Source organism: Gloeocapsopsis sp. IPPAS B-1203 (assembly GCF_002749975.1).
Taxonomy (GTDB): domain Bacteria; phylum Cyanobacteriota; class Cyanobacteriia; order Cyanobacteriales; family Chroococcidiopsidaceae; genus Gloeocapsopsis.
Map to the genome: position 1 here is coordinate 1 of NZ_PEIG01000017.1, position 23,345 is coordinate 23,345.

Annotated in this window: 19 protein-coding genes and 1 pseudogene; 8 read left to right on the forward strand and 12 right to left on the reverse strand. The window is 43.9% G+C overall.

Annotated features, from left to right (window positions below):
• Window positions 1-9 precede the first annotated feature (9 nt).
• Complete coding sequence (dpsA, locus tag CSQ79_RS22880) at window positions 10-567, reverse strand: DNA starvation/stress protection protein DpsA (protein WP_099703433.1); 558 nt, start codon at window positions 565-567, stop codon at window positions 10-12.
• 274 nt (window positions 568-841) lie between these two features.
• Between dpsA and CSQ79_RS22885 the strand changes: the two genes are divergently transcribed.
• Window positions 842-1,102: an Asr1405/Asl0597 family protein gene (locus CSQ79_RS22885; protein WP_099703434.1), complete on the forward strand. Its 261-nt coding sequence runs from the start codon at window positions 842-844 to the stop codon at window positions 1,100-1,102.
• A gap of 27 nt (window positions 1,103-1,129) precedes the next feature.
• Window positions 1,130-1,762: a (2Fe-2S) ferredoxin domain-containing protein gene (locus CSQ79_RS22890; protein ID WP_099703435.1), complete on the forward strand. Its 633-nt coding sequence runs from the start codon at window positions 1,130-1,132 to the stop codon at window positions 1,760-1,762.
• Between the two features lie 147 nt (window positions 1,763-1,909).
• Here CSQ79_RS22890 and CSQ79_RS22895 read toward each other — a convergent pair whose 3' ends face one another.
• Window positions 1,910-2,743 (reverse strand): sulfurtransferase, encoded by an 834-nt coding sequence (locus CSQ79_RS22895; RefSeq protein ID WP_099703436.1) that lies wholly within the window; start codon window positions 2,741-2,743, stop codon window positions 1,910-1,912.
• Between the two features lie 95 nt (window positions 2,744-2,838).
• On the opposite strand from CSQ79_RS22895, the gene CSQ79_RS22900 reads away from it, so the two are divergent.
• Both CSQ79_RS22900 and katG read left to right on the forward strand, forming a co-directional pair.
• Window positions 2,839-3,522 carry a LuxR C-terminal-related transcriptional regulator gene (locus CSQ79_RS22900; protein ID WP_099703437.1) on the forward strand — a complete coding sequence of 228 codons (684 nt, stop codon included), beginning with the start codon at window positions 2,839-2,841 and terminating at the stop codon, window positions 3,520-3,522.
• Window positions 3,523-3,929: 407 nt separating this feature from the next.
• Window positions 3,930-6,122, forward strand: coding sequence for a catalase/peroxidase HPI (gene katG / locus CSQ79_RS22905; protein ID WP_099703515.1), 2,193 nt, complete (start codon window positions 3,930-3,932; stop codon window positions 6,120-6,122).
• A 157-nt stretch (window positions 6,123-6,279) separates the two neighbouring features.
• Here katG and CSQ79_RS22910 read toward each other — a convergent pair whose 3' ends face one another.
• A complete protein-coding gene (locus CSQ79_RS22910; protein WP_099703438.1) occupies window positions 6,280-8,844 on the reverse strand; it encodes a sigma 54-interacting transcriptional regulator in 2,565 nt (854 codons plus the stop codon).
• A gap of 143 nt (window positions 8,845-8,987) precedes the next feature.
• On the opposite strand from CSQ79_RS22910, the gene CSQ79_RS28405 reads away from it, so the two are divergent.
• On the forward strand, window positions 8,988-9,158 hold the full coding sequence (locus CSQ79_RS28405; protein ID WP_289501460.1) for a hypothetical protein: 171 nt from the start codon (window positions 8,988-8,990) through the stop codon (window positions 9,156-9,158).
• Window positions 9,159-9,209: 51 nt separating this feature from the next.
• On the opposite strand, the gene wrbA is transcribed toward CSQ79_RS28405, so the two are convergent.
• The 4 genes from wrbA to CSQ79_RS22930 all read right to left on the reverse strand — a co-directional run bounded on the left by wrbA (window position 9,210) and on the right by CSQ79_RS22930 (window position 12,306).
• On the reverse strand, window positions 9,210-9,821 hold the full coding sequence (wrbA, locus tag CSQ79_RS22915) for an NAD(P)H:quinone oxidoreductase (protein WP_099703439.1): 612 nt from the start codon (window positions 9,819-9,821) through the stop codon (window positions 9,210-9,212).
• Between the two features lie 166 nt (window positions 9,822-9,987).
• Window positions 9,988-10,686 carry a pirin family protein gene (locus tag CSQ79_RS22920; RefSeq protein ID WP_099703440.1) on the reverse strand — a complete coding sequence of 233 codons (699 nt, stop codon included), beginning with the start codon at window positions 10,684-10,686 and terminating at the stop codon, window positions 9,988-9,990.
• Between the two features lie 69 nt (window positions 10,687-10,755).
• Window positions 10,756-11,202, reverse strand: a complete 447-nt coding sequence (locus CSQ79_RS22925; protein WP_099703441.1) for a MarR family winged helix-turn-helix transcriptional regulator — start codon at window positions 11,200-11,202, stop codon at window positions 10,756-10,758.
• A gap of 192 nt (window positions 11,203-11,394) precedes the next feature.
• Entirely contained in the window at window positions 11,395-12,306 is a 912-nt protein-coding gene (locus CSQ79_RS22930; protein WP_099703442.1) for a tetratricopeptide repeat protein, read from the reverse strand.
• Between the two features lie 211 nt (window positions 12,307-12,517).
• Between CSQ79_RS22930 and CSQ79_RS22935 the strand changes: the two genes are divergently transcribed.
• Together CSQ79_RS22935 and CSQ79_RS22940 are read left to right on the forward strand one after the other, a co-directional pair.
• Window positions 12,518-14,584 carry an elongation factor G gene (locus CSQ79_RS22935; RefSeq protein ID WP_099703516.1) on the forward strand — a complete coding sequence of 689 codons (2,067 nt, stop codon included), beginning with the start codon at window positions 12,518-12,520 and terminating at the stop codon, window positions 14,582-14,584.
• Between the two features lie 228 nt (window positions 14,585-14,812).
• Window positions 14,813-15,004, forward strand: coding sequence for a hypothetical protein (locus CSQ79_RS22940; protein ID WP_015190965.1), 192 nt, complete (start codon window positions 14,813-14,815; stop codon window positions 15,002-15,004).
• Between the two features lie 19 nt (window positions 15,005-15,023).
• Here the strand turns inward: CSQ79_RS22940 and ctpC are convergent, their stop codons facing one another.
• The 5 genes from ctpC to nrdJ form a co-directional block, all read right to left on the reverse strand.
• The gene (gene ctpC / locus CSQ79_RS22945) at window positions 15,024-16,313 is read right to left on the reverse strand and encodes a carboxyl-terminal processing protease CtpC (RefSeq protein WP_099703443.1); all 1,290 of its coding nucleotides are present in this window, start codon (window positions 16,311-16,313) and stop codon (window positions 15,024-15,026) included.
• A gap of 261 nt (window positions 16,314-16,574) precedes the next feature.
• On the reverse strand, window positions 16,575-17,801 hold the full coding sequence (ispG, locus tag CSQ79_RS22950) for a (E)-4-hydroxy-3-methylbut-2-enyl-diphosphate synthase (protein ID WP_099703444.1): 1,227 nt from the start codon (window positions 17,799-17,801) through the stop codon (window positions 16,575-16,577).
• A 313-nt stretch (window positions 17,802-18,114) separates the two neighbouring features.
• Complete coding sequence (rbp, locus tag CSQ79_RS22955; RefSeq protein WP_015190968.1) at window positions 18,115-18,405, reverse strand: RNA-binding regulator; 291 nt, start codon at window positions 18,403-18,405, stop codon at window positions 18,115-18,117.
• Window positions 18,406-18,814: 409 nt separating this feature from the next.
• Window positions 18,815-19,030, reverse strand: a complete 216-nt coding sequence (locus CSQ79_RS22960) for a ssl0294 family protein (protein WP_099703445.1) — start codon at window positions 19,028-19,030, stop codon at window positions 18,815-18,817.
• 48 nt (window positions 19,031-19,078) lie between these two features.
• Window positions 19,079-22,351: a ribonucleoside-triphosphate reductase, adenosylcobalamin-dependent gene (gene nrdJ, locus CSQ79_RS22965; protein ID WP_099703446.1), complete on the reverse strand. Its 3,273-nt coding sequence runs from the start codon at window positions 22,349-22,351 to the stop codon at window positions 19,079-19,081.
• Window positions 22,352-22,610: 259 nt separating this feature from the next.
• Here nrdJ and CSQ79_RS22970 point away from each other — a divergent pair.
• A pseudogene (locus tag CSQ79_RS22970) lies at window positions 22,611-23,314 on the forward strand (Uma2 family endonuclease).
• Window positions 23,315-23,345 lie beyond the last annotated feature (31 nt).

Sequence of the window (23,345 nt, forward strand, 5' to 3'; positions counted from 1 at the left end):
CCCTCACCCCTAGTTACTATTACCGTTACCCATAAATCCTAGTGTGAGACTGTCATGAGCTAGGAAGTGAGCTAAGTGATATGCTCTTTCTTCCGTCTCTAGGAGAATTTTTTCGTAAAGGTAACGCGTAGCGCGATCGCCTAGACTTTCAGCTTGGGCTGCTTGGCGGCGAATTAAACCGATAAGCGCCTGTTCTGCAGCTAAGTCATGTTCTACCATTTGACGACAGGAAAACACGCCATCGGGTTCTTGTTCAAAGCAGCATAGTTCAGCCAACTTACTAAATGTTGCAGCGGGGACACCGCCAATTCCATCAAGACGTTCGCCGACATCATGGACGTGTTCTTGGACTTCGTCGTAGCTTTCGTTGAAGAATTGATGCAGTTGATAAAACTCTGCGCCTTCGACGACAAAGTGATGCTTTTGATATTGGATATACAAAGCCTGGAAGCTAGCTAAGGCAGCGTTTAAGCCCTCGCAAATTGGCTCTGTTACTGAGCGATCTAGCAGGACGGGGTTGTCGTAAACCTGCCCAAAATTACGTAATACGGTTTGAGCTTCAGCCATAGTTCTCCTCTCTTTTTGAGCATTGTATTGCAAGAATCAGTCTGCTCAACGTAGCGTCCAGTACCATTCTAGTTCGCTATAACGGCTGCGATCATTGCGATCGCTTTACTTTAGCGTTTACAAAGGCTTCATATACCACCTGATTTGCTTTTTTTTTGCAAAAGTTTTGAGAATTATTCGCAGTTAATGTATTCTAGATTTAAAGTTAAATTTTCCTGCGTTTTAAACATCAGGAAATTTGCTGCAATCGGGTGGGTTCACTTAACGGAGCTTTATGGAGGAAGTCGTCTTGGGGTCGGGGACTAGTCTGAATGTTGGCGAGATAGTGGAGGTGCACTGTACATATAAATGGCAAATTTACCAACGACTACAAGAGCTGGCAATTCCTTGTTGGTGTGCCACTAATCAGCCATTACGAGTTCATATTGTTGATGTCAACAGTGCCATTCAACTTTGGAGTGTATCAAGACAATTCAAAATGTCTCGTCATGATTTAATTTGCTGGCTAGAGTACTGCTGGGAACAAAACTTTTAAGACAAATTAAATACAAGGTACATAGATATGGGCAAGTCTAAAAGTAAAAGAGTATCAGAATTTACCTTAGAAGGAAGATTTTTGAATTTTGTTTTAGAGGATGGCTACAAGCTTAAATATTTGCGTGTAGCGAGTGCCGAAGGTGAATACTGGATTAAACCCTGCAAAGAACTACGTCAGCAAGAGTTGCAATTAATACCAGGTGATTGGGTACAAGTGCTAGGTGAGCGCAAGCTTGACTTGAAGACTGGAAAACTAAAACTCAAAGCTGAACAAGTGACGCGCACAACGCCTCAAGCGCCAGAAAACGCAGTTTCTCCAAAAGTTGCACCAAGTAAAAAGAAAACAAGTATTCTGGTTTGTCAAAAGTCTAGCTGTATGAAACGGGGCGGTACAGCGGTTTGTCAAGCATTGCAGGCGACATTGAGCGATCGCGGTTTAGAAGATGAAGTCGCCATCAAAGGTACAGGTTGCCTGAAACAGTGTAAAGCTGGTCCCAACATTGTGATGCCTGATAAGACTCGTTATAGCCGTATTCAAGCAGCAGAAATTCCCGAGGTCATAGATCGCCACTTTACAACTTCCTGTGAAAATGCCTCAAAAGCAGAACTAGCACCAGTTTCACTAAATTCGACAGAGCAACTAGTATCTACTAATTGAGAAAATATGACAAGTAGTTGAGAACAGTCTAATTCACATTAATTTTCAAGTTTAATTTCAAAATTTGAGAGCGCAAAAACGCTTTTGACTTTGTGTAGGTGACGCGATCGCTCGTCATCTGTGATATTGTAGTGCGCTATATCAGGCTTATTGCTCGATTGGCATATTAGGAAGACGGCTCCATTCGTTCCACGAACCATCATAATTTCGGACGTGAGGATAGCCGAGTAAGTATTTCAGAACAAACCAGGTATACGCAGAGCGTCCACCAATAGCACAATAAGGAAACACTTCTTTGTCAGGGGTAATACCGTGACTAGTGTAAAGTGCGCGTAACTCTTGCGCTGATTTAAAAGTTCCATCTTCATTGAGAGTGAGGGTATGCTCAAGGTGTACAGCACCTGGAATATGACCGCCGCGTTCTGAACCTGCTGGCGGCTGCATCATAAAGATTTCACCACGGTATTCTTGAGAGGTACGGACATCGAGCAATACGCAATCTGTCCGGTTTAGCGCTGCTTGAACTTCTAGTTGTAAAACTCGCAAATTCTCATCAAGAGGTTTTACATAGTACTGAGTAGGCGCGACATTTAGTGAATCAGATGCCAATGGACACCCTTGCGCCACCCATTTTTGATAGCCACCATTAAGAACATATACGCGATCGTGTCCAAATAGTTTTAAAAGCCAAAAGATCCAAGCACCCGTGCCAGGATAACCACCATAGGCAATTACAGTTGTGTCATGAGAGATTCCTGATCGCCCGAGTAGTTTTTCCATAGCGGTTGGATCTAGATTTATGCGCAGGTTGGGTAGTAACAAATCTGTAAAAATATTCCAGAAAACTGCACCAGGAATGCGAGCATTTTTGTATGGTTCTGGACTCATATCAACTTCAACTACACGCACAGTCGGATCGTTGAGATGATTCATCAGCCACTGCGTATCAACTAACACTTCAGGGTGAGCGTATTGGAACATTGTTTTTCTCCTAGCGATCGCGCTTAGCTAAGATTAAAAGAGGTCAAGTAGCTTCGCCTAGTCCTCGATCGAGTACTCTTTTTGTTACTGCTAGCATGACAAGTTCCTTGCAGGCTCTATTTACAGCAATCCAGCAAGCCAAGGATGAACAAGATCTGCGATCGCAAGTCGTGCCAAAAATTGGTGAATATTTTGCAGCCAAGCGACGGGGAATCTTTTTTTTCGATCAACTTCCTTTAGCTGATCGCAATCTTCAGAAGACGTTACAAGTCGGACTATCGACCAAACATAATCCAGTTGTGCGTTATTTAGTCGAGCGCCATGCTCCTGTGCATGAAGCATTAGTCGTATCGCCTAAAGTTTGGACAATGATTTGTCCCCGCCTGGATCATTGGCACGTCATGGTAGGACCAATCGTAAGTGATGGTCAATTAATAGGTGTAGTAGGCTGCACTCGCGAACAGTCAATGTTTGCTTTTGATACACAAAATCTTGCTGATTTGAGTGCAATTTGTTTGCACTTGTCTGTTTGGGCGGCAACAGTGCGATTGCGAAGTGTTTCTGTAGAAGTACAACAGCATGACCAAAGCGATCGCTTAACGCCGCGTGAATGGCAAATTGCCGAATTGGTTGCTTTAGGGCGAACCAACGCAGAAATTGGAAAGGAGCTTTGGATTACTGAGAATTCGGTCAAGCAAGCGTTGAAGCGCATATTTCGTAAGCTTGAGGTTTCGTCGCGCGTGCAGATGGTTGCACTGCTTTTTGCCACAAAACCATGACGTGTTAGGGGTAGAACTACCTCAATACTTATCTAACAGTGAAACTTACTGGCAGTAGATAACACCAAACCAAAACCAAAGATTTTTGTCCATCTGTTGAATTGGGAAATCTTTTCTCGCTCAACTTTCTTTGGCTGATTGCAATCATCAAGAAATACTGCAAGTTCAGTCTATCTATTAGAGCAGAGACGCTACTTGAGACCTACGATTCAGGGTTAAAAGGTAATTAAAAGCGTGCGGAAGTTTCCGAGCCATGGCGATCGCACTTATTACAATAGTTTAAGAGTGTCCCCTAAAACAAAGTCATACCGACTATGATTAAACCTATAGCTATATAGTTTAAATCGTTTCTGCGGTAGCTCTAATTTGCAACCGTAGATGAGCGTTTTTCAATGACAGGAGACAATATGAGCAGCGAGAGCGGATGCCCATTTACGGGTGCAGGTCAGAAACGTACAGCTCGTCATAAGCCGTCGAACCAAGATTGGTGGCCGAACTATCTGAATCTGGGCATCCTCCACCAGCACTCACCCCAGTCCAATCCCATGGGTGAGGCGTTCAACTACGCTGAGGAGTTTAAGAGTCTCGACCTAGCTGCCGTGAGGGCAGATATCTTTGAGCTGATGACCACCTCGCAAGATTGGTGGCCAGCTGACTACGGGCACTATGGACCGCTCTTCATTCGCATGGCGTGGCACAGCGCAGGCACGTACCGCATCGGCGATGGTCGCGGCGGCGCAGGTTCGGGTAGCCAGCGGTTTGAGCCGCTCAACAGTTGGCCCGACAATGCCAACCTTGACAAGGCACGCATGTTGCTTTGGCCGATTAAGCGGAAATACGGCAACAAAATCTCGTGGGCTGACCTAATGATCTTTGCTGGCAACTGCGCCCTGGAGTCAATGGGCTTCAAGACGATCGGCTTTGCGGGTGGGCGAGAGGATATCTGGGAGCCAGAGCAAGACATTTACTGGGGATCTGAGAAAGCTTGGCTCGGCAGAGAGCGTTACGACGACGACCAGGTACTCCTCAATCCCCTCGCCGCTGTGCAGATGGGTCTAATCTACGTGAACCCAGAAGGTCCAAACGGTGAGCCTGATCCGGTCGGCGAAGGGCGCGACATTCGCGAAACCTTCGCTCGGATGGCGATGAATGATGAGGAAACGGTCGCGCTCACTGCGGGTGGGCATACTTTTGGCAAATGTCATGGTGCAGGCGAAGCGTCGCACGTCGGTGCTGACCCTGGGGGTGCCACCATTGTGGATCAGGGACTCGGCTGGAAGAATACCTTCAATACGGGGGTCGGCGTCGATGCAATTACCAGCGGCATCGAAGGTGCATGGACTCCCACGCCGACACAGTGGGACAACAGCTATCTCGAAACCTTATTCAAATATGACTGGGAGTTGACGAAGAGTCCGGCTGGCGCGTGGCAGTGGAAGCCCCAGGGCGATGCTGGCGCGGATACGGTGCCCGACGCACACGATCCGTCAAAACGGCACGCCCCGATGATGACCACGGCGGACATGGCGATGCGAATGGACTCCATCTACGAGCCAATCGCACGGCGTTACCGCGACAATCCAGATGAGTTCGCAGAGAAGTTCGCGAAGGCATGGTTCAAGCTGACCCACCGCGACATGGGACCGCGATCGCGCTATCTCGGTTCAGAAGTCCCAGCAGAAGAATTCTTGTGGCAAGACCCCATCCCTGAAGTTACCCATGAGTTGATCGATGAGCAGGACATCGCCGCGCTCAAAGAGAAGATTCTGGCTTCGGGACTATCGGTTTCCCAACTCGTTTCAACGGCTTGGGCGTCGGCATCGACGTTTCGGGGATCTGACAAGCGTGGTGGAGCCAATGGAGGACGGATTCGGCTTGCGCCTCAGAAAGATTGGGAAGTCAACCAGCCAACCCAACTGGCAACAGTGCTGCAAACCCTGGAGGGAATCCAACAGGAGTTCAACAACTCGCACTCTGGCGGCAAACAGGTTTCGATCGCTGACTTAATCGTACTGGGCGGCTGTGCAGGAGTCGAACAAGCGGCGAAGAATGCGGGGCATGAAGTTAAAGTTCCTTTCAAGCCAGGACGAGCGGATGCTTTGCAAGAGAAAACCGATGTCGAGTCCTTTGCCGTGCTTGAACCAACTGCGGACGGGTTCCGCAACTACTCCAGTGGCAAACACAGCGAGTCGCTGGAGGAACTGCTGGTCGATCGAGCACAATTGCTGACTCTATCTGCCCCTGAGATGACGGTACTTGTAGGCGGCTTGCGCGTCCTGGGTGCGAATGGCGGTTCTAAACACGGTGTTTTCACTGATCGCCCAGAAACACTGACAAATGATTTCTTCGTGAACCTGCTTGACCTGGGCACGACGTGGAAAGCGACTTCTGAGGATGAATACGAGTTCGAGGGGAGCAGTCGCAAAACCGGCGAACTCAAGTGGACAGCGACCCGTGTTGACCTCATCTTCGGCTCCAACTCGCAGCTCCGCGCCCTCGCGGAAGTTTACGGAACTGTGGACTCGCAGCAGAAGTTTATGCGTGACTTTGTGGCAGCGTGGGACAAGGTGATGAACCTCGATCGCTTCGATCTCGCCTAGTCTCAGCACAAAGGTCTTCAAGGGTTTCTCCGCGTAACTTCTACCGAGGCGACGCAAATAATCTGGCAAGATCCTGAACGCGGATAGAAGAAGCTAGACACACATGGGGCGGCGTTTCGACTTGTCTTGAAACGCCGCCTTAGCTTTAAACCTTTGCTTATCGACCAACAACAATTATCCAAATCATTGCGGTTAAGGCGATCGCTCCTAGATGTTGCGGTAAAAGTAGACGTAACGGTTGACGAGTAATTTTGTGTGTCAACACTATTGTTAGCAATACAGAAAAAACTAACGTGACTCCTTGTAAAAATGCAGTGACAGCAGGATGCGCGACGATAATTGGCATTCCTTGACCGCTATAGCCAAAAGTTGCTAATGTTACGGGAACAATCTTGCCAGCCTCTCCCAGGCCTAAACTTAGGTAGTGTGCCAGATTTCCACCTAACACAAGAGGTAAATAACCATAAGCTATCTCTATAAAAGGTTTGGGCTTAGGAACAAAATGAGATTTGCTTTGTTTAATAAACTTGCTGAACAAATACAATAGCTGCATCAAACCGTATACCAATAGTGCAGCGATCGCTGGAATCAATAGGGCGACCAACGATACTCCTAAATGTGGCAAGAACTGCGTTAAATCTAAATGCCATCCTAAAGTTGCTTGCAACTCTGGTAAGTGATGCAAAAATACTCCACCAAAAAGCAAAAACAACAACGCTACTTCATAAGAACGGGGTACATGTGTTGTCCATAATTCAATTCCAGGGGGACGCAAGTTAACTTCAACTGAACGGTGCGGACAAGCTTTCAAACACGTCATGCACAAAACACAATCGCGGTTATCTTCCAGTTGTGCGGGGTGCGAGTACAAAGGACACCCATTTGTTTCCATTCCTTCGCCTTTTTGCGGACCACCTTTGTAACACTGATAGGTGGTACATTCTGCCGAACAAGTTCCTTGTTGCGCCCGCAATTCGATCATTGATAATTTGGCAAATAACCCATTCATTCCCCCAATGGGACAAAGGTAACGACACCAAAATCGGCGCTCAAAAATTGCTGAGAAAATCATTGCCCCAGCAGTAATTAACAATAGCAAGCAACTAGAAAGATAAGCAGTATCTTCTAAATTCCAAAGTTCTTCCCACAAGAAAATTAGAGTAAATAGCCCAAATAAAAACCACCCACCCCATTTTTCGGCTTGATGACGCGGCCAAGGCTTTAATCGTCGTGGAAATAGCCAAAGAGAGAGCTTTTGCGTGACTTCCCCATATATCATGAAGGGACAAAAGGCACACCAAATTCGTCCGAGGAACGGAAAACCAAGTAATATTAAAGGCCACCACCATGCCCAAAACATATTTAAGGCAAAGTTCTCACTGCGATGTTGCGGACCAACGAAGAGGATAATGACAACGACAGCAAAAAACCATAAAGTAAAGCCATAATTGATCCGGTCTGGATACCAAGGACTGCGCAGAAAGCGCCGCAATCCAGAATACATATTTAGTAGATTGACACGGAATTGTTTTTTCTTCGTTTGGGCTGACCAGAAAATTTCTTCGGTAAGTTCCGATCCTCCTGCTGATTGAATAATTGCTCTTTCTACTAAGCTTTGCAGTTCTTGCAGATTACCAGGGAAATCATAAGATTGTAAGCGGCGTAGCGCTTCTGATGTAATTCTTGGTTTAGGGATGCCTTGACTGCGGCTGTAGAGACTAATGTAATACTCAGCTTGAGCTTTAATATCAGTTTTACGTACTCGTAGCGGGGGAACTTTGATAACTTGACCAGCGCAACGCTCGATTGCAGACTGAGTTTTTTCGGAAATCATCAAAATTCGAGCCTGAGAAATCCGAGATGCTGGAGTAGGTTCTCCAGAACGGCTGACTGGGGTATATGTACCTGTTTTAAGTAACTGTACTAACGAAGGAACTAACTCTGCTGGTAAATCTTGAATATTGTTCAGAACAAGCGTACCATCTCCTAACCATTCGAGTAATCCGACTTTACCGCTTGCACGACCAAATAAATCTGCACCACTCGATTGGAGAATACTACAGTTTAGTTTAATAATTGGTTGTTTGCGCTGTGGAGAACCAAAGTGAATCAAAGCCGCAATATTGTCTTTCTCCAATCCTGGTTCGCCAAAGATTAACACTGAGTTGCGCTCCATGCTAGCTTCGCGAATTGCCGCACGCAAACGCACTGCATAACGACTTGTTCCGACAATCCCGCGTTGAGCTTTAGTCACTAAATAGGGACGTAGGGCTTGAGAACGTTCTTGTTCGTAAGAGAGTGCTGAGGTGAGTTGTGCAACTTCTTGGACAAGTTGACGCGAGAATACCTGGGTAACTTCTGGATGTTGCGCCACAATTTGTTTAAACTGCGCCGCTGGAATAACCCAAAAGTGACTTTCGGTTATTGTTTTGATTGTACGTTGTGCAGGTTGATCTAATAAGAGTTCCTGGAGGTGAACGACAGTTCCAGGCAGAAAGCTACATGCTGCTGCTAAACTACTTTGATTGGTGCGATAGCCTTCTAGCTTGCCTTGTTTAAGAATATAAAGTGCTTCTGGAGGCGTGTCTTCTGTGACGAGAGGATGGTTTTCTGGTAGAGTTGCTTCTTCAAGAACTTGCGCGATCGCTTCTAATACTTCAATAGAAAGAATTCCTAAAGCCGTTCGTTCTTGTAGCCATATCACGGTGTCTGGAGATGTCATTGGCGATTCTCCGATAATGCGGCTGATTCATGTATTATGAACTAAACACGAGCGATCGCACTGTCAAACATTGCATTATATAAATACAACAACCTCAAATTGTTCCTAAAAACTCCTCCCTATCTCTTTTCTTTGCGTTCTCTGTGACTACCCTGCGGGAAGGCTACGCCAATGGGGTTCGTTTAAAAAAGCTGACAACTCAAACTAGAATCGTTACATCCATGACCACAACAGATCTACCAAATCTTTGGGTTCCTTTAGCACTCCTAAGTTTAATCATCGGTGCTGCGATCTTCTTTAGCCGAGTTAAGTAAAATACAGAACCACCACAGCCATAGCCTCAAGATAGCTGTGGTAGTCAAAAATTACGATCGCACCTTAGCTGCAACCTCAGCCACGCGACGACCCAATACTTTTGAGATTTCCAAGTCTTCTGATTTAGGTTGCAACTCACCCTTTCCACCTGCTATTGTTGTAGCCCCGTAAGGAGTACCACCACGCGCTTCTGTGTGAATCATACCTGGTGTAGAGTAAGGCACACCTACAATCAACATACCTAAGTGTAACAGTGGAACCATCATTGTTAGTAGCGTTGTTTCTTGTCCGCCGTGAGTCGAAGCCGTGGAAGTAAAAACGCCTGCTGGTTTACCTTCCATTTCACCATTGAGCCACAGCTGTGTAGTTGAATCTATCAACTGCTTCATCTGCGCACACATATTACCGTAACGCGTTGGAGAACCGAAAATTACAGCGTCAGCCTCGCGCAAATCATCAACTGTGCAAACGGGTATATTTTTTTGCTGTTCGCGGACTTGGCTAGCAAACTCATTTTGATCGATAATTTTGTCAACTTCTGGAAACTCTTGCACGCGCCGTAACATGACTTCGGCTTGCGAAATTGTAGCACCTTCTGCTACAGCTTTTGCCATTTGTAAGGTGTGACCGTACATTGAGTAATAAACAACTAAAATTTTCATTTTTACCTCTTAAATTCTGCGAACGCCTGGTGACTAAAGTCACGGCTTTACAAACCAAGTCCACCTTCGTGGACTAACGTAACAACAAGGGTGATAAAACCTATGAAGATAGCTTTTGTTTGTGTAGCTGCGGTTTCTACCGAATCAGCTGATGCAGGATTCTTGATTAGGCTAAATCAAATAGCAAAATTTCTGCACCGCTGTCTGTGCTGATTTTGAGTAACTCAGCTTCATTGACAGCAACACCATCACCTGCTTGCAAGGCGTGACCATTAAGATTAACTGCACCTCTTGCTACTTGTAACCAACCGTAACGATTGGGTTGCAACTGATAAGACAAGCGATCGCCTGCTTTTAATACTGAACTATACAAATCGACGTCTTGGTGAATCTTGACTGCACCATCACGCCCATCACTCGATGCAATTAGTCGCAGTTGCGATTGTCTTTCGGCTAGAGGAAACATCCGCTGTTCGTAACTCGGTTCTAATCCTTGCTGATTCGGTAAGATCCATATTTGCAGCAGATGAACTGAATCAGTTTCTGAAGGGTTAAATTCACTATGAACAATCCCCGTCCCTGCACTCATCCGCTGAACTTCGCCTGGTGTAATGATTGCACCGTTTCCTAAGCTATCTTTGTGTTCAAGTGCGCCTTCGAGGACATAGGTGATAATTTCCATATCACGATGACCGTGTGCGCCAAAACCTCTCCCTGGATGAACCCGGTCTTCATTAATGACACGCAAAGCCCGAAACCCCATATGTTCTGGATCGTAGTAATTCGCAAAGGAAAATGTGTGATAGCTATCTAGCCAACCATGATTTGCATGACCGCGATCGCTTCCTGGACGTAGGGTAATCATCACTTCCTCCTTAGTTTTAAATTGAATAGTTTAACGTTGAACTAATTGGATAAAAAATAGTGCCAATATTTATTCTTTTTTACCTAATCGCCGACACAAGCGACCAAGTTCTTCCTGTTCAGGCATACTTAATGTTGCCATTTCAGCAACTACCGCTGCTACATGAGTAGGAAAGATGCGGCTAATTAACTGTTTTCCAGCTTCTGTTAAGTTGACTCTAATACAACGGCGATCGTCCGGTTCTCGTTCACGTTTAACTAGCGATCGCTTCTCCAAATTATCAATGACCAAAGTGATATTACCACCACTTTTGAGGAGTTTTGCGGCTAGGTCGCGTTGATACATCGAACCTAGGTGATACAGTGCCTCAAGTACACCAAATTGTGTAATTGTCAAGTTAGTTTCATCTAAATGGCGATGAATACGCGATGACACTGAGTCTGCTGCACGTATTAACTTAATATACGCGTCTAATGCTCTTACTTCTTCTTTTGTACCATGATATCGCGTTCCCATTTATTGTTTGATGTTTATTTATTTAATATTAAAATATCATATTTGCTCTTTGGTTGTCAAGCTTGGCGAATGAATTCGCTACTACACAAACTAAGTCCACCTTCGTGGACTCTACTGCTAAAAGACTACTAGCTTGGCGAATGAATTCGCTGCTACACAAACTAAGCACCTGCGTGGACTCATTGCTAAAGGCTAATTGTCTTGACTACTAGCACGTTGTAGAAGTTCTTCTGCACTTTTTTGCCACTGTAAATTACCTTGAGATGCATACAAGGTTTTAGCAGATTCCAACACTGTTTGTGCGCTTTGATATTGCCCTAGATGCATATAGACTAGCCCAGCAGCGTAGTAGGCATTAGCATAGTTTCTATTTGCTAAGGCAGATTGGCGGAAAGCTTCTAGCGCGGATTGTAAAATGCCTTGCCTAAATAGAATCGCACCTAGATTGTAATAAGCTTCAGCGTAGTTTGGTTTAGTTTTGATTGCTTCACGAAAAGCTGTGGCTGCTTGTTCAACTTGATTTTGTTGAAGATAAACAACACCTAAGTGATAAGTAATTTCTGGTAGATTTGGGCTGTATTTTAGTGCTGTATTATATGCGGCGATCGCTCCTTCCCAATCTTGCATTTGCTCTTTGACTAAGCCAAGATTGTAGTGCGCTAGTCCTAAATTTGGTTCAAGTTCTATTGCGTTTTGTAAAAAGTCTTGTGCTTGTTGGGGGTTATTTCCTTCTAGTAGGACTGCTCCCAAGTTAGCATAAGCTAAAGCAAACTTTGGATCGGCTTGAATTGCACGATAGAATGCTTCTGCAGCAGGTTGGAGTTGTTCAGTTTCCCGCAAAGCAAGTCCTAGGTTGTAGTGCGCTGGTGCTAATTTAGGGTCGAGTTTAGCTGCTGTTTCAAACGCAGCGATCGCATCTTTAAGTTGATTTTTTTGTACTAATTGTAGCCCTTGATTAACCCAATCAGCAGCCGTTTGAGGCTTTGTCTGTGCTAGGTAAGGTAGAGTTAAACCCGCTTGAGTACCAGAAGTTATTGTTAGTACGGGTATTAAGAATACGACTAAATATTTTAAAAGTAGTTCGCTCAATCTTAATTCTGACATTCCTTTATAAAAGTTTAAGGTCTTGCATAAAAATTTGTTTTGCTTAATTAATATTCAACTAAATCTTACAAGAGACTACGATTTTTGTTGCTCTGATTAAAGATAGGTAATAGTGAGATTAAATAACAGATAATTTCCTACAGCATCATTATCGCTTCTCAAATTAAAAAGATGCAGCGCTTTCATGAGCAAAGTAGCTCAGGAGGATTTTATGAACGAAAAAGGAAACATGGGCTTGCACAATGTCGCCATTGTCGGCCCATATTTAAGTGGCAAAACAACGTTACTAGAAAGTTTACTTTTCGTCACTGGAGCAATTTCTCGTAAAGGTAGTACTCGCGACGGCAATACGGTAGGAGATAGTTCAACTGAAGCTCGCGATCGCCACATGAGTGTAGAAGTGAATGCTGCCAGTACAGAGTATAACGGAGTACGCTTTAATTTTATTGACTGTCCTGGCTCAATAGAATTTGCTCAAGAAACTTACAATGCTCTGATGGGTGTCGATGCGGCGATTGTTGTTTGCGAACCAACGAATGATAATTCAAACGAATCAAAGCAACGCCTCCTTACACTCGCACCAATATTTAAATTTTTAGACGACTGGGAAATTCCTCACCTAGTCTTCGTCAATAAAATGGACAAAGGCAACAGCAACTTTATGGAAATGTTGCACGCCTTAAAATCAATTTCTAGCCGACCGATTGTTCCACACCAATGTCCAATTACGCAAGGCGAACAAGTTACAGGATTTATTGACTTAGTGAGCGAGCAAGCTTACCAATATCACTCAGGAGCAGCTTGCGATCCAATTCCGTTTCCTGAAGCATTTAAAGAACAGGAACAAGCAGCACGTGCCCAAATGTTGGAAGAACTCGCCAACTTTGACGATCACTTGTTAGAAGAACTGCTAGAAGAGATTAACCCGCCGCAAGAAGAAATAGTGCAAGATATGCGGCTTGAACTAGGAGCAGATTTAGTTGTTCCGGTATTTTTTGGTGTTGCTGAACAAGATTCTGGCGTGCGATCGCTCCTCAAAGCACTTCTACGAGAAGCACCAACACCAGAGACAACCGCAGAACATCGCGGCGTTGTTTTACACAGCGAAGCACCACTAGCACAGGTTCTTAAAACTTACTACACTCCTCAAGGTGGCAAACTTTCTTTAGTCAGAGTTTGGCAAGGCAAGTTAACCGACGGTATCGTCCTCAATGGAGTGCGTGCTGGTGGTATTTATCGCTTGATGGGACAACAAACGACCTCACTCACCGAAGCGCAAGCTGGCGATATTGTGGCACTCTCGCGCCTAGAAGGAATTAGTACAGGAGATACGCTGTCATCAAATAGCGAACTAGCATCAGAATTGCCTAAAGCTGAACATTTAGATCCAGTATATGCTTTAGCAATTACTCCTGAAAAACGCAATGACGAGGTAAAACTAAGTGGAGCACTCAGTAAACTTTTAGAAGAAGATCCTGCACTTTATTGGGAACAGCACGGTGACACGCACGAAGTGATTTTATGGGGTCAAGGGGAAATTCACTTGCAAGTTGCGTTAGATCGCTTGCGGCGCAAATACAATTTGCCCATGACAACGCATTTGCCACAAGTACCTTATAAAGAAACTATTCGTAAACCAATTTCTTCGGTACATGGGCGTTATAAACATCAAAGTGGCGGTCACGGACAGTTTGGTGATGTGTATTTAGAAATTAAACCATTACCACGGGGTGAAGGCTTTGATTTCAAGGAAACTATTGTTGGTGGAGTCGTACCAAAGCAGTATATTCCAGGTGTGGAAACAGGGGTGCGCGAGTATCTTGCGCATGGACCTTTAGGCTTTCCGATTGTGGATGTTGCTGTTACACTCACAAATGGTTCTTACCATAGTGTAGATAGTTCCGAACAAGCATTTAAGCAAGCTGCACGGATTGCCATGCAAACAGGAATACCGCAAGGCGAACCTACGCTACTCGAACCAATTGTCTCTATTGAAGTGACGACGCCAAATGAATTTACCTCTAAGGTGCTACAACTTCTCAGCGGACGTCGAGGACAGATTTTAGGTTACGAAGGTAGAAGCGATTGGCAAGGCTGGGACAACGTAACTGCTTACTTACCACAAGCTGAGATGCACAGCTTTATCATCGAGTTGCGATCGCTTACTTTAGGTGTTGGTTCGTTCCATTGGCAATATCACCATCTTCAGGAAGTTCCCGAAAAGCTAGCTGAAAGAGTTTGTTCGACGACTAACGGTAACGGCAATAATCATCGTTGAAGAAGAGTTCAGAGGTCAGGGATCGGAGGTCAGGGTTTTTTAAATGAAAGATTTCTAAGCTTGGAACCTCTTTCCAAGCTTTCTATAACCCTTAGTTTTATCTTTTCGTTATGGCAATGGTTAATATAATTAAGGCACTCAAGATGCTCAGAACCATTGCCCTAACAAACTTTTAACCCTAACCTCTGTCTGACCTCCGACCTCCAATCCCTAATCCCCATCCTAAGTATGAGTAACCATCCACAAGCTTGGTATATTATTAAACGTCCGACAGGTCACTGCGAAGTTGTACCAAGCGATCGCACTGATGACAAACTACATGTATCAGCTAAAGACCGTTGGGGACCTTTTTCTTCTCAAGAGGAAGCTTTCGCACGACGGATAGGTTTAATTCGTGCGGGTAAGTGCCAACCTATGTAAACAAAATAGATTGTTAAGCCTACTGCGGCGTAACGACTGCTCGATTACCGCGTTGTGCAGCAATTTCTTTTTGTAACACGTTTAAAGCTGTAGAGAATTGAGGATCGGCGGACGTGCCAATTTTCTCTCGATCTTGAACTAGCGATTCTTTTTGTTGGTCGGTGAGTTCGACTACCACATCAGGATTAATACCCGCTTTATTGATATCGCGACCGTTAGGGGTAAAGTACTTAGCAATTGTCACTGCTAAACCCGATCCATCTCCTAATCCCCGTACCGATTGCACTAAGCCTTTACCAAATGTTCTTGTCCCTACTACCACAGCACGGTTATTGTCCTGCAAAGCACCAGCTAGTATTTCGCTTGCACTTGCTGAACCACCATCAACTAGAACTACAACAGGTTTATCAGTCAGGGCGCGGTGGCTAGATTTTTCAATGTCTCTTTTTCCTTGGCGATCAACTGTAGAGACAATCGTGCCATCTTGTAACCACATTTGGGCAATTTCTACACTGGAAAACAGTAAACCACCAGGATTAGAACGTAAATCCAGAATATATCCTTGAACTTGCTGTTTCTCTAAATCTCTAATGGCATCACGCATTTCTGTTGCAGCATTAGCGCTGAACTGAGTCAAACGAATATAACCCAAGTTTCCTGTGGGAGATGTTTGCTGACTATAGCGAACAGGGTGTAACTCGATTCGCGCCCGTGTAATTTGAAATTCTCTTTGCTGATTTTCTCGCTGAATTGTCAAGCGGACTTGAGTACCTGGTTTTCCTTTAATCATAGATACCGCTTGATTAATATCCATGCCTTCAGTACTTTGACCGTCAATCTGAAGAATGATATCTTTTGCTATAATCCCTGCTCTTGCAGCTGGAGTGTCCTCTATGGGCGAAATTACAGTCAATTTATTTGTTTTTTCGTCCTGGGCAATTTGAATACCAATTCCGGTCAGTTCCCCAGAAGTCTCAACTTGCATGTTCTTAAATTCATCTGGATCCATAAACCGAGTATATGGGTCATCTAGTCTTTTGAGCATTTCTCGGATGGCTTTATAAGCATCCTCTTTGCTGTTGTAAGACTTGTTAAGGTACTCTCGGCGTACAGCCTGCCAATTAGCTTGATTAAATGTACCGTCTACATATTGACGGTCAATAATCTGCCAGACTTCATCTACTAATTCTTTAGGACTTTCTTGAAAGAAAGCCTGACCCCGCGAGTGAATTCCCGCGCCGGCAACTGCAACCGTTGTCAGCATTGCTGCTGTAGCACCCAGAACAAGTCCACGTTTTGAAATGACCATAATGACTGCAAAAGTCGTAGGGAAAATGCAATTCAAGTATGCTCAATGTAACACAGGATCTCAGTGAATAGGGTTCGGATACTAGGGGTCGGGGGGCTAAAATTCAAAAATTTACGAAGGATCAATATTCTTCAATATTCCTTCATTATTCTTAATTTACTTTACTGTTTTTCTCGCTGCTACGCAAAACTATGAATTAAGAATTTTGAGTTATGAATTGAAGAAGTTTTACTCATTTTCAAAACTCAAAACTCCTAATTTTTATGGTTCGACCCAGCGTCCGTCTGATTTGATGAGATTGATTAACTCTTCAACACCTTGAGCTTCAGGAACGCGCTTGATTTCGTCTCTACCACGATACAAAGAAATGTAACCAGGTTGCTTACCAACGTAGCCGTAATCTGCATCTGCCATTTCTCCTGGTCCGTTCACAATACAGCCCATTACTGCAATATCTAAACCAGTAAGATGTTTCGTTGCTTCGCGGACTTTGTGTAACACCTCTTCTAAATTGAACAAAGTACGACCGCAAGAGGGACAAGCGACGTACTCCACCATTGTTTTGCGTAAACCAAGTGCTTGTAGGATGCTATAGCAGACTGGAATTTCCTTCTCAGGTGCTTCAGTAAGCGATACGCGGATAGTATCGCCAATACCCTCTGCTAAGAGAGTACCAATTCCTGCAGTGGACTTGATGCGACCATACTCACCATCACCCGCTTCAGTTACTCCTAAATGCAAGGGGTAATCCATTCCTAATGCGTCCATTTTTTGAGCCATTAGACGGTAAGCAGCTAGCATCACAGGAACACGCGATGCTTTGAGCGAGATGACCAAATTCTGAAAATCTAATGACTCACAAATCCGAATGAACTCTAAAGCAGATTCCACCATTCCTTCAGGTGTATCTCCATATGTAAATAGCATTCTTTCGGCAAGTGAACCATGATTGACTCCAATACGCATTGCTTTGCCTTGGTCGCGTAGGGAAATGACTAAAGGTTCTAATGTTTCCCGAATTTTGTTACCTATTTCGTCAAACTCGGCTTGTGAGTATTCTGTACGATCTGTTTTTGGTTTTTCAAACACATATAACCCTGGATTGATGCGCACTTTATCTACGTGCTTAGCAACTTCCAAGGCAATTTTCATGCCATTGTGATGGACATCCGCAACGAGTGGTACAAATTTGTAAGTTTGATGGAGTTTTTGCTTGATTTCTGCTAAAGCTTTAGCATGAGCCATGCTTGGTACAGTAACTCGGACAATCTCGCAGCCAATTTCGTGCAAGCGCCGAATGGCAGCAACAGAGCCATCTACATCAAGTGTGTCTTCATTAATCATTGATTGCACTACCACAGGATAGCCACCACCAATAGTGACATTGCCGACTTTAACTGGACGGGTTTTGCGGCGATGGATCGTGGTATCAGTTAATGACCCAGAGATAGGGTTAATAGTAGTTGATGGAGTAGGCAAGGTTTGCATAACGCTGTTCGCTGGTTACTTGCGAAAAATTTAGATATTCCTCTCTGTTCTTCAGAGTGCCATACTTATGACAAATTTGGTGAAAACAGCGCTAGTTTAAACTATAAAAATGCATGATTTACCATAGGTAAGAAAGATAAAGTCAACAGATAGTTATTTGTTGGCAACTTTAGTTAAATTCTCCAATAAAAATAACCGACTTGTTATGGTATCTTGTCTGTGTTCCATAACTTGCCGGAGCAGCTTTGCTTTTTCAAAGTCTAGTTAAGTGTTAGCAGATGTAGCTTTTACTCACTAGCGGTAACAAGGGTGACTAGTACTCGTTTCTCCTCATACCAGTTCCATTGCGTCGATTATTTTCTTCACGCGGTTTTGCTTTGTTGACTCTCAGTTGACGTCCCATCCACTCAGCACCGTCCAATTCCGTAATTGCGGCATCTTCTTGAGCATCTTCTGTCATATCCACAAAGGCAAAGCCGCGCATCCTACCAGTTTCTCGGTCTGTTGGCAAGACAATTCTTTTGACTGTACCATACTCTGCAAATACTGCTCTCAAGTCGTCTTCTGTAGCGCGGTAGGAGAGGTTTCCAACGTAAATAGTCATATCGATCACGTAAGTCTGAACAGAAGCTGAAGTTCAGTTAAGTTAAGACAACTTCCAACTTTGTCAAGGAGGCTTGCCAAAAGTACAGTACGTCTTATTTACCAGTGATGAATTTCAAAACTAGCAACTGAGTTGGCAGTGTCTAAAACTCAACCAATGATAGGACTGAACTTACGCATACGGTTTTATCATATCCTATCCACTCAGTTGTCAAAGGTTACTTGCATTACAAAGATTGTATGTTTTGTATTTAGTTTAAATTCTCTAACGATGTCTAAATCCAAATATTTGAGTAGCAAGTCTTTCTACCGTTACTCTAAAAATATAATTTATAAGAAAAAATTATATTTGTGTATAGATTGAACTAAAGCCATATTAATAGCAAAGTAGGTGCGATCGCACCTACTTATTACTCAATTGATATTGACTGGGGACCACTTTTACCATTTTGTGCTTGACTCGTTGGCGATGCGTAGGTGGTGTAACCTAGCTGTTGATCGAGCCAACTTTTGACTGGATCTTCTCCAAGATTTAGCCGCAACAAGCCAGAAACGAAACCACCTAAAAAAGAGCCTGGGTGTTGAGTCAACTGCTGGAAAATTGGTTTTAGTTCGTCTCCAAACATATATTTTTCCTATGTTCTCGATTGCTTTGTATTCTAGCGCGTGGCTGCTCAATTAGGTTTTTGGTCTGAGAACAGACATTTGTCAGAGTCACAACCTGCAGGTCCTACCTCTGATAAGTCTTTGGCGTCGTATTGAATTAACGCTGACTGAAAAACGTTGGTGCGACGTTGTGTTTTGACTTGTTGCATTAGTTGCTCATATTGTTGTTTAGATATTGGTTCAAAGGGTAGGCGAGGGAAAGTTTGATGATCGTCGAATCGTGCTAGTAGCGCAGCTGAGATATAGCCTTCATTATTTTGAATTGTCTCGTAAATGTGAGTACCCAAAGCTTCAACTTCGTTTTCCCGTAGTTCGATGGTGGCGGAAGTGTTGTGCGAGACATAATACTTTTGGACTTGCATATAGAAATCCATTTGAGCGATCGCACTAAATTGACTGATATCAATTTCATCTGCACCTGGTAAATCTGCCCAAGGTACAGCTACAGGAATTTCGACTAACCACTCAGTACAACGCGGATCGAACGGATCGTTAAGTAGATTGCCGTTTTCATCTTTATCCGATTGCGATGGTATAATGTTGTAACCATAGTCAATACAAGCCAACGCCACAGGATCGTGACTGCGGAATGTGATGCGGCGAATAAAGCGTTGCGCTTTGGGAGGATGCCAACCAGGAGAAGCACCTGTCAGTAAAGATTTTGTTCCTGAAGGTTGTACAGTAGTACAGCGGTTCGGGCGTTTAATGTTGTGGCGATCGCAGTATTCCCAAATCACTTGATGAACAATTTCTTTCCACTTACTAAGATATTCTTGCTCTTTTTGTTTATACTCTAAGCCTTGTGGTGTTTCTGGTCTTCCTGCTGTCCACCAATGTAGCCAATCAACACCGAAAGCACGAACAAAAAAGTCAAATAATCCTGTAAAAGATACACCAACAATTGGGTCTAACTCGCGCGATTTTTGATAGCGTGGTTCAATAAATTTGTGATTTAATAATGCCGCAACCGATAGTGCACCTGCGGTAAATGCTTCTCTTTGTTCTTGCTGATTATTCGGGTCAATTTGATTGAGATGGATCTCAGACAAATTGCAATTTCCAGTTAAAGTATTGCCAAAAACTCCCTTATGGAATTCTGGTTCATTGAAGCAATAAGTATTGTGATCGCCTGGTAACTCTTCCACGCTTTTGATGACTTGCCATTTTCCTTTTGCTGTAGGCTTACATCCTTTACTTGTATCCAATCTCTGGCAAGGAATTTGATTGCAATCAGTAATCTGCAAATAATATAGATCTTGCGATCTTTTACCTAAGTTTGTTGCAGATGCCTTACGAGCCATCATATTTACCGATGACTGAAGTCCGCATTTGGTTAAAAGTAGCTGTAATCGATGCGCTCTTTCGTAGTCAGCAATATAAATTCTAATGCCATTTCCTTGAGTATTAGAACCATCGGTATCAGCTAGCCCAGCTATAAAAGCAAGAATTGCTTGCTTGTTCCATGAACCAATTATATTTAACGCATCAGCTTGTGTTTTCAAGCGATATAAGAGTTCTCCTGAAAACCCTAAGTCAGTAATGTCTACAAAAGAAGGCAAGTAATCATAGTTTCTTAAAGGCGATTTTTTTCCAGAAACTAAAAGTTCAGCTTTCTTGGTGTATAGTCTGATCTTTGCGTTGCCATTCCGATCTAAAGTTCCGTCACCTACAGCTACTCCTAATGTATAAGCATACGCAGGATCAATAGCTTCTCCATCTTGATATTCAATTACAAACGGTTCTGTATGAATTGAGTATTTGCTATGCGATAATAAATCTTTTGTCTGGACTTCTTCATAGCTTTTACCAAATCTATCTTTAACAAAGAATCGATGGTATTCTGTGACATCTAAATAAGAGCCATCACCAAATCTAACTCTATATAATTTCTGCCCAGTATTAGTTTGAAATGGAACAACTTTACTCCAGCGTTTACCATTCCAAATTTCAACTTCTTCGCCAACAATATCTTTAATTTTATGAATACCTTGGCGGGTAATTAACAAAGTTTCTCCTGAGACACAATGGAAATTTGCGCCAACGATTTCTCCGCAAGGATTTAGGGCATATCTTGACAGTCGATGTGCGATTTCTTCAGGTGGAAATTCATTAAAGCGATCGCGCAACCATGCTCTTGCTTGTTCTTTACCTTGGGAATAAGCTTGGATAAATCCGGTTTTGAGTTCGGGAGTTGTTAAGATATCTGCGTTAGCACGGGCGATCGCTTCTGGCGCATATTGAATTGCCCCTTCGCCGGAATAATATTGATTGCGTACGGCATCAACACATTCATCTAAAGTTGGTTGACGATGAAAAACGCGCGTATGATTTGCCATTCGTAGCGCATCGCGTTCAGGATCAATTCGCCAGTTACCATTCTCATCTTGTTGCCACAAATTACCTTTGGCATTGGCAAATAATTCATCGTTACTGTCACCTTGGCGCATTCCAGCTGATCTTCGGACATTGCCAGCCACTACCACTACAGCAGCTTCATCGATTAATAAACAGCATTCTACAGAGTTGAGTTGGCGTCCTACAGCTTTATTGAGAATCGCGGCACAGCGTTGATATAGTTCTGGTAGCTTGATCGGGTTAGCAACGCCACCAAAGCCTTTGAGAAGTTCACCCGCTGGGCGGACATTCTGAAGATCAATGCGGACATTGACTTCCCCTGCAAATTGTGCATCGCTGGATAGTTCGAGAAGTGTTTGATACGATTTAACCCAACCTTGACGACTATCACCGACATAAATTGTAATATCGTTACCAGAAATCTGAATTTCGGTGTTTTCTTTGCGTTCGAGTGCTGGTGTTATCCCAATTTCTCCAGTAATTGTCACGTTTAAGCGATTGCAAATTGGTGGGAGCTGATTGATGTATTGCGGTTCGAGAACAGCACCAGTGCCACAACCCATCATTGCGAGATCCATCATCAAACCAAACGCCCGCCAGTCAGTAACGTTGGTACTCGTGCAGTTATAGGCTCCAGAAAAATTTTCTTGCTTTTCGATCCATTCTGTACCACCAACCCATAACCAACGTCCACTAGGAAGCGCTTTCATCTGGTGCTGCATTTTAGTGAGGATAGCAACTTCAGTATCAGTGAGTTTGCCCAACTTAACTAAACCCTTGAGCGTGCGATCGCATACTTCTTCCCAGCTTTCGCGTCTACCATTCAGCTGGCGACGGCTATACGTTCTGAAAAATACAGGATTAGCAGCAGGGGCAGTTTCAGGGAACTGGCTAGTTTGATTAGTGCGCTCAAGCTCTCGAACCATAGAAAAGTGGTGTTGGTTTGGGACAGATTAAGACTATACGCGATATTCACGAAGTGGTTCAAGAGTTTGGGTATTTAATCTTTAAATCACACAGTTGTTCATATATAGTGTTTAAGAGGTTGCATTTTCCCATTGATTACGCTATTTGTAGCGGTTTACGAAGTCCGGTGTATCAACATAATTGCGTAGTGCTCTGAATTGCTCATCAAGCTAAGATCTTAAACATTGAGTTGCACTTAATGCTCGTGTAGAGGCGGTTATGGTACAGTACGACCCACGGCAATTGCCCACATCTGCTGAACTGCCTGATTCTGATGACACGCCGGTGGACAATGAACTACAAAATCTGATTCCCAATCTTTTAGCAGCTATCTTAGCGTTCGTGTGGGCAAATCGCAGCGATTGGTTCTTTGGTGTTGATATGGGAATTTACGACGCCCCAGGAGAATTAGCAATTGTTCCTAATGGTTTTTTAAGTTTGGGTGTCGATCGCTTTGTGGGTGAAGAAGGGCGTTTAAGTTATTTTTGTGGGAAGAAGATAATAAACTTCCGCTACTAGCGTTAGAAGTTGTTTCTAAAACGTATAGCGGTGAGTACGAACGCAAAAAGATTGATTATGCTCGCTTGGGAATTTTGTACTACGTTATTTATGCTCCTGGACGTGGAAAGCGCCGCAAAAAGCCACCGCTAGAAATTTATCGCCTCGTTGACGGGCAATACGTACTACAAACTGATGAACCGTATTGTATGCCAGAAATTGGCTTGGGGATCGGGCAAGATCAAGGAACACATCAAGGATGGACACGTGAATGGCTTTATTGGTACGACGCCGCTGGAAATCGCCTACTGACTCCTGAAGAACTAGCAATGCAAGCAAGCGAACGAGCAACTTTAGCTGAACAACGTGCGCAGCGACTCGCAGCACGTTTACTAGAGAGGGGAATTGATCCTGATAGTCTTTGAATACATCATTTCTTGTTTGTTAAGGCATGAT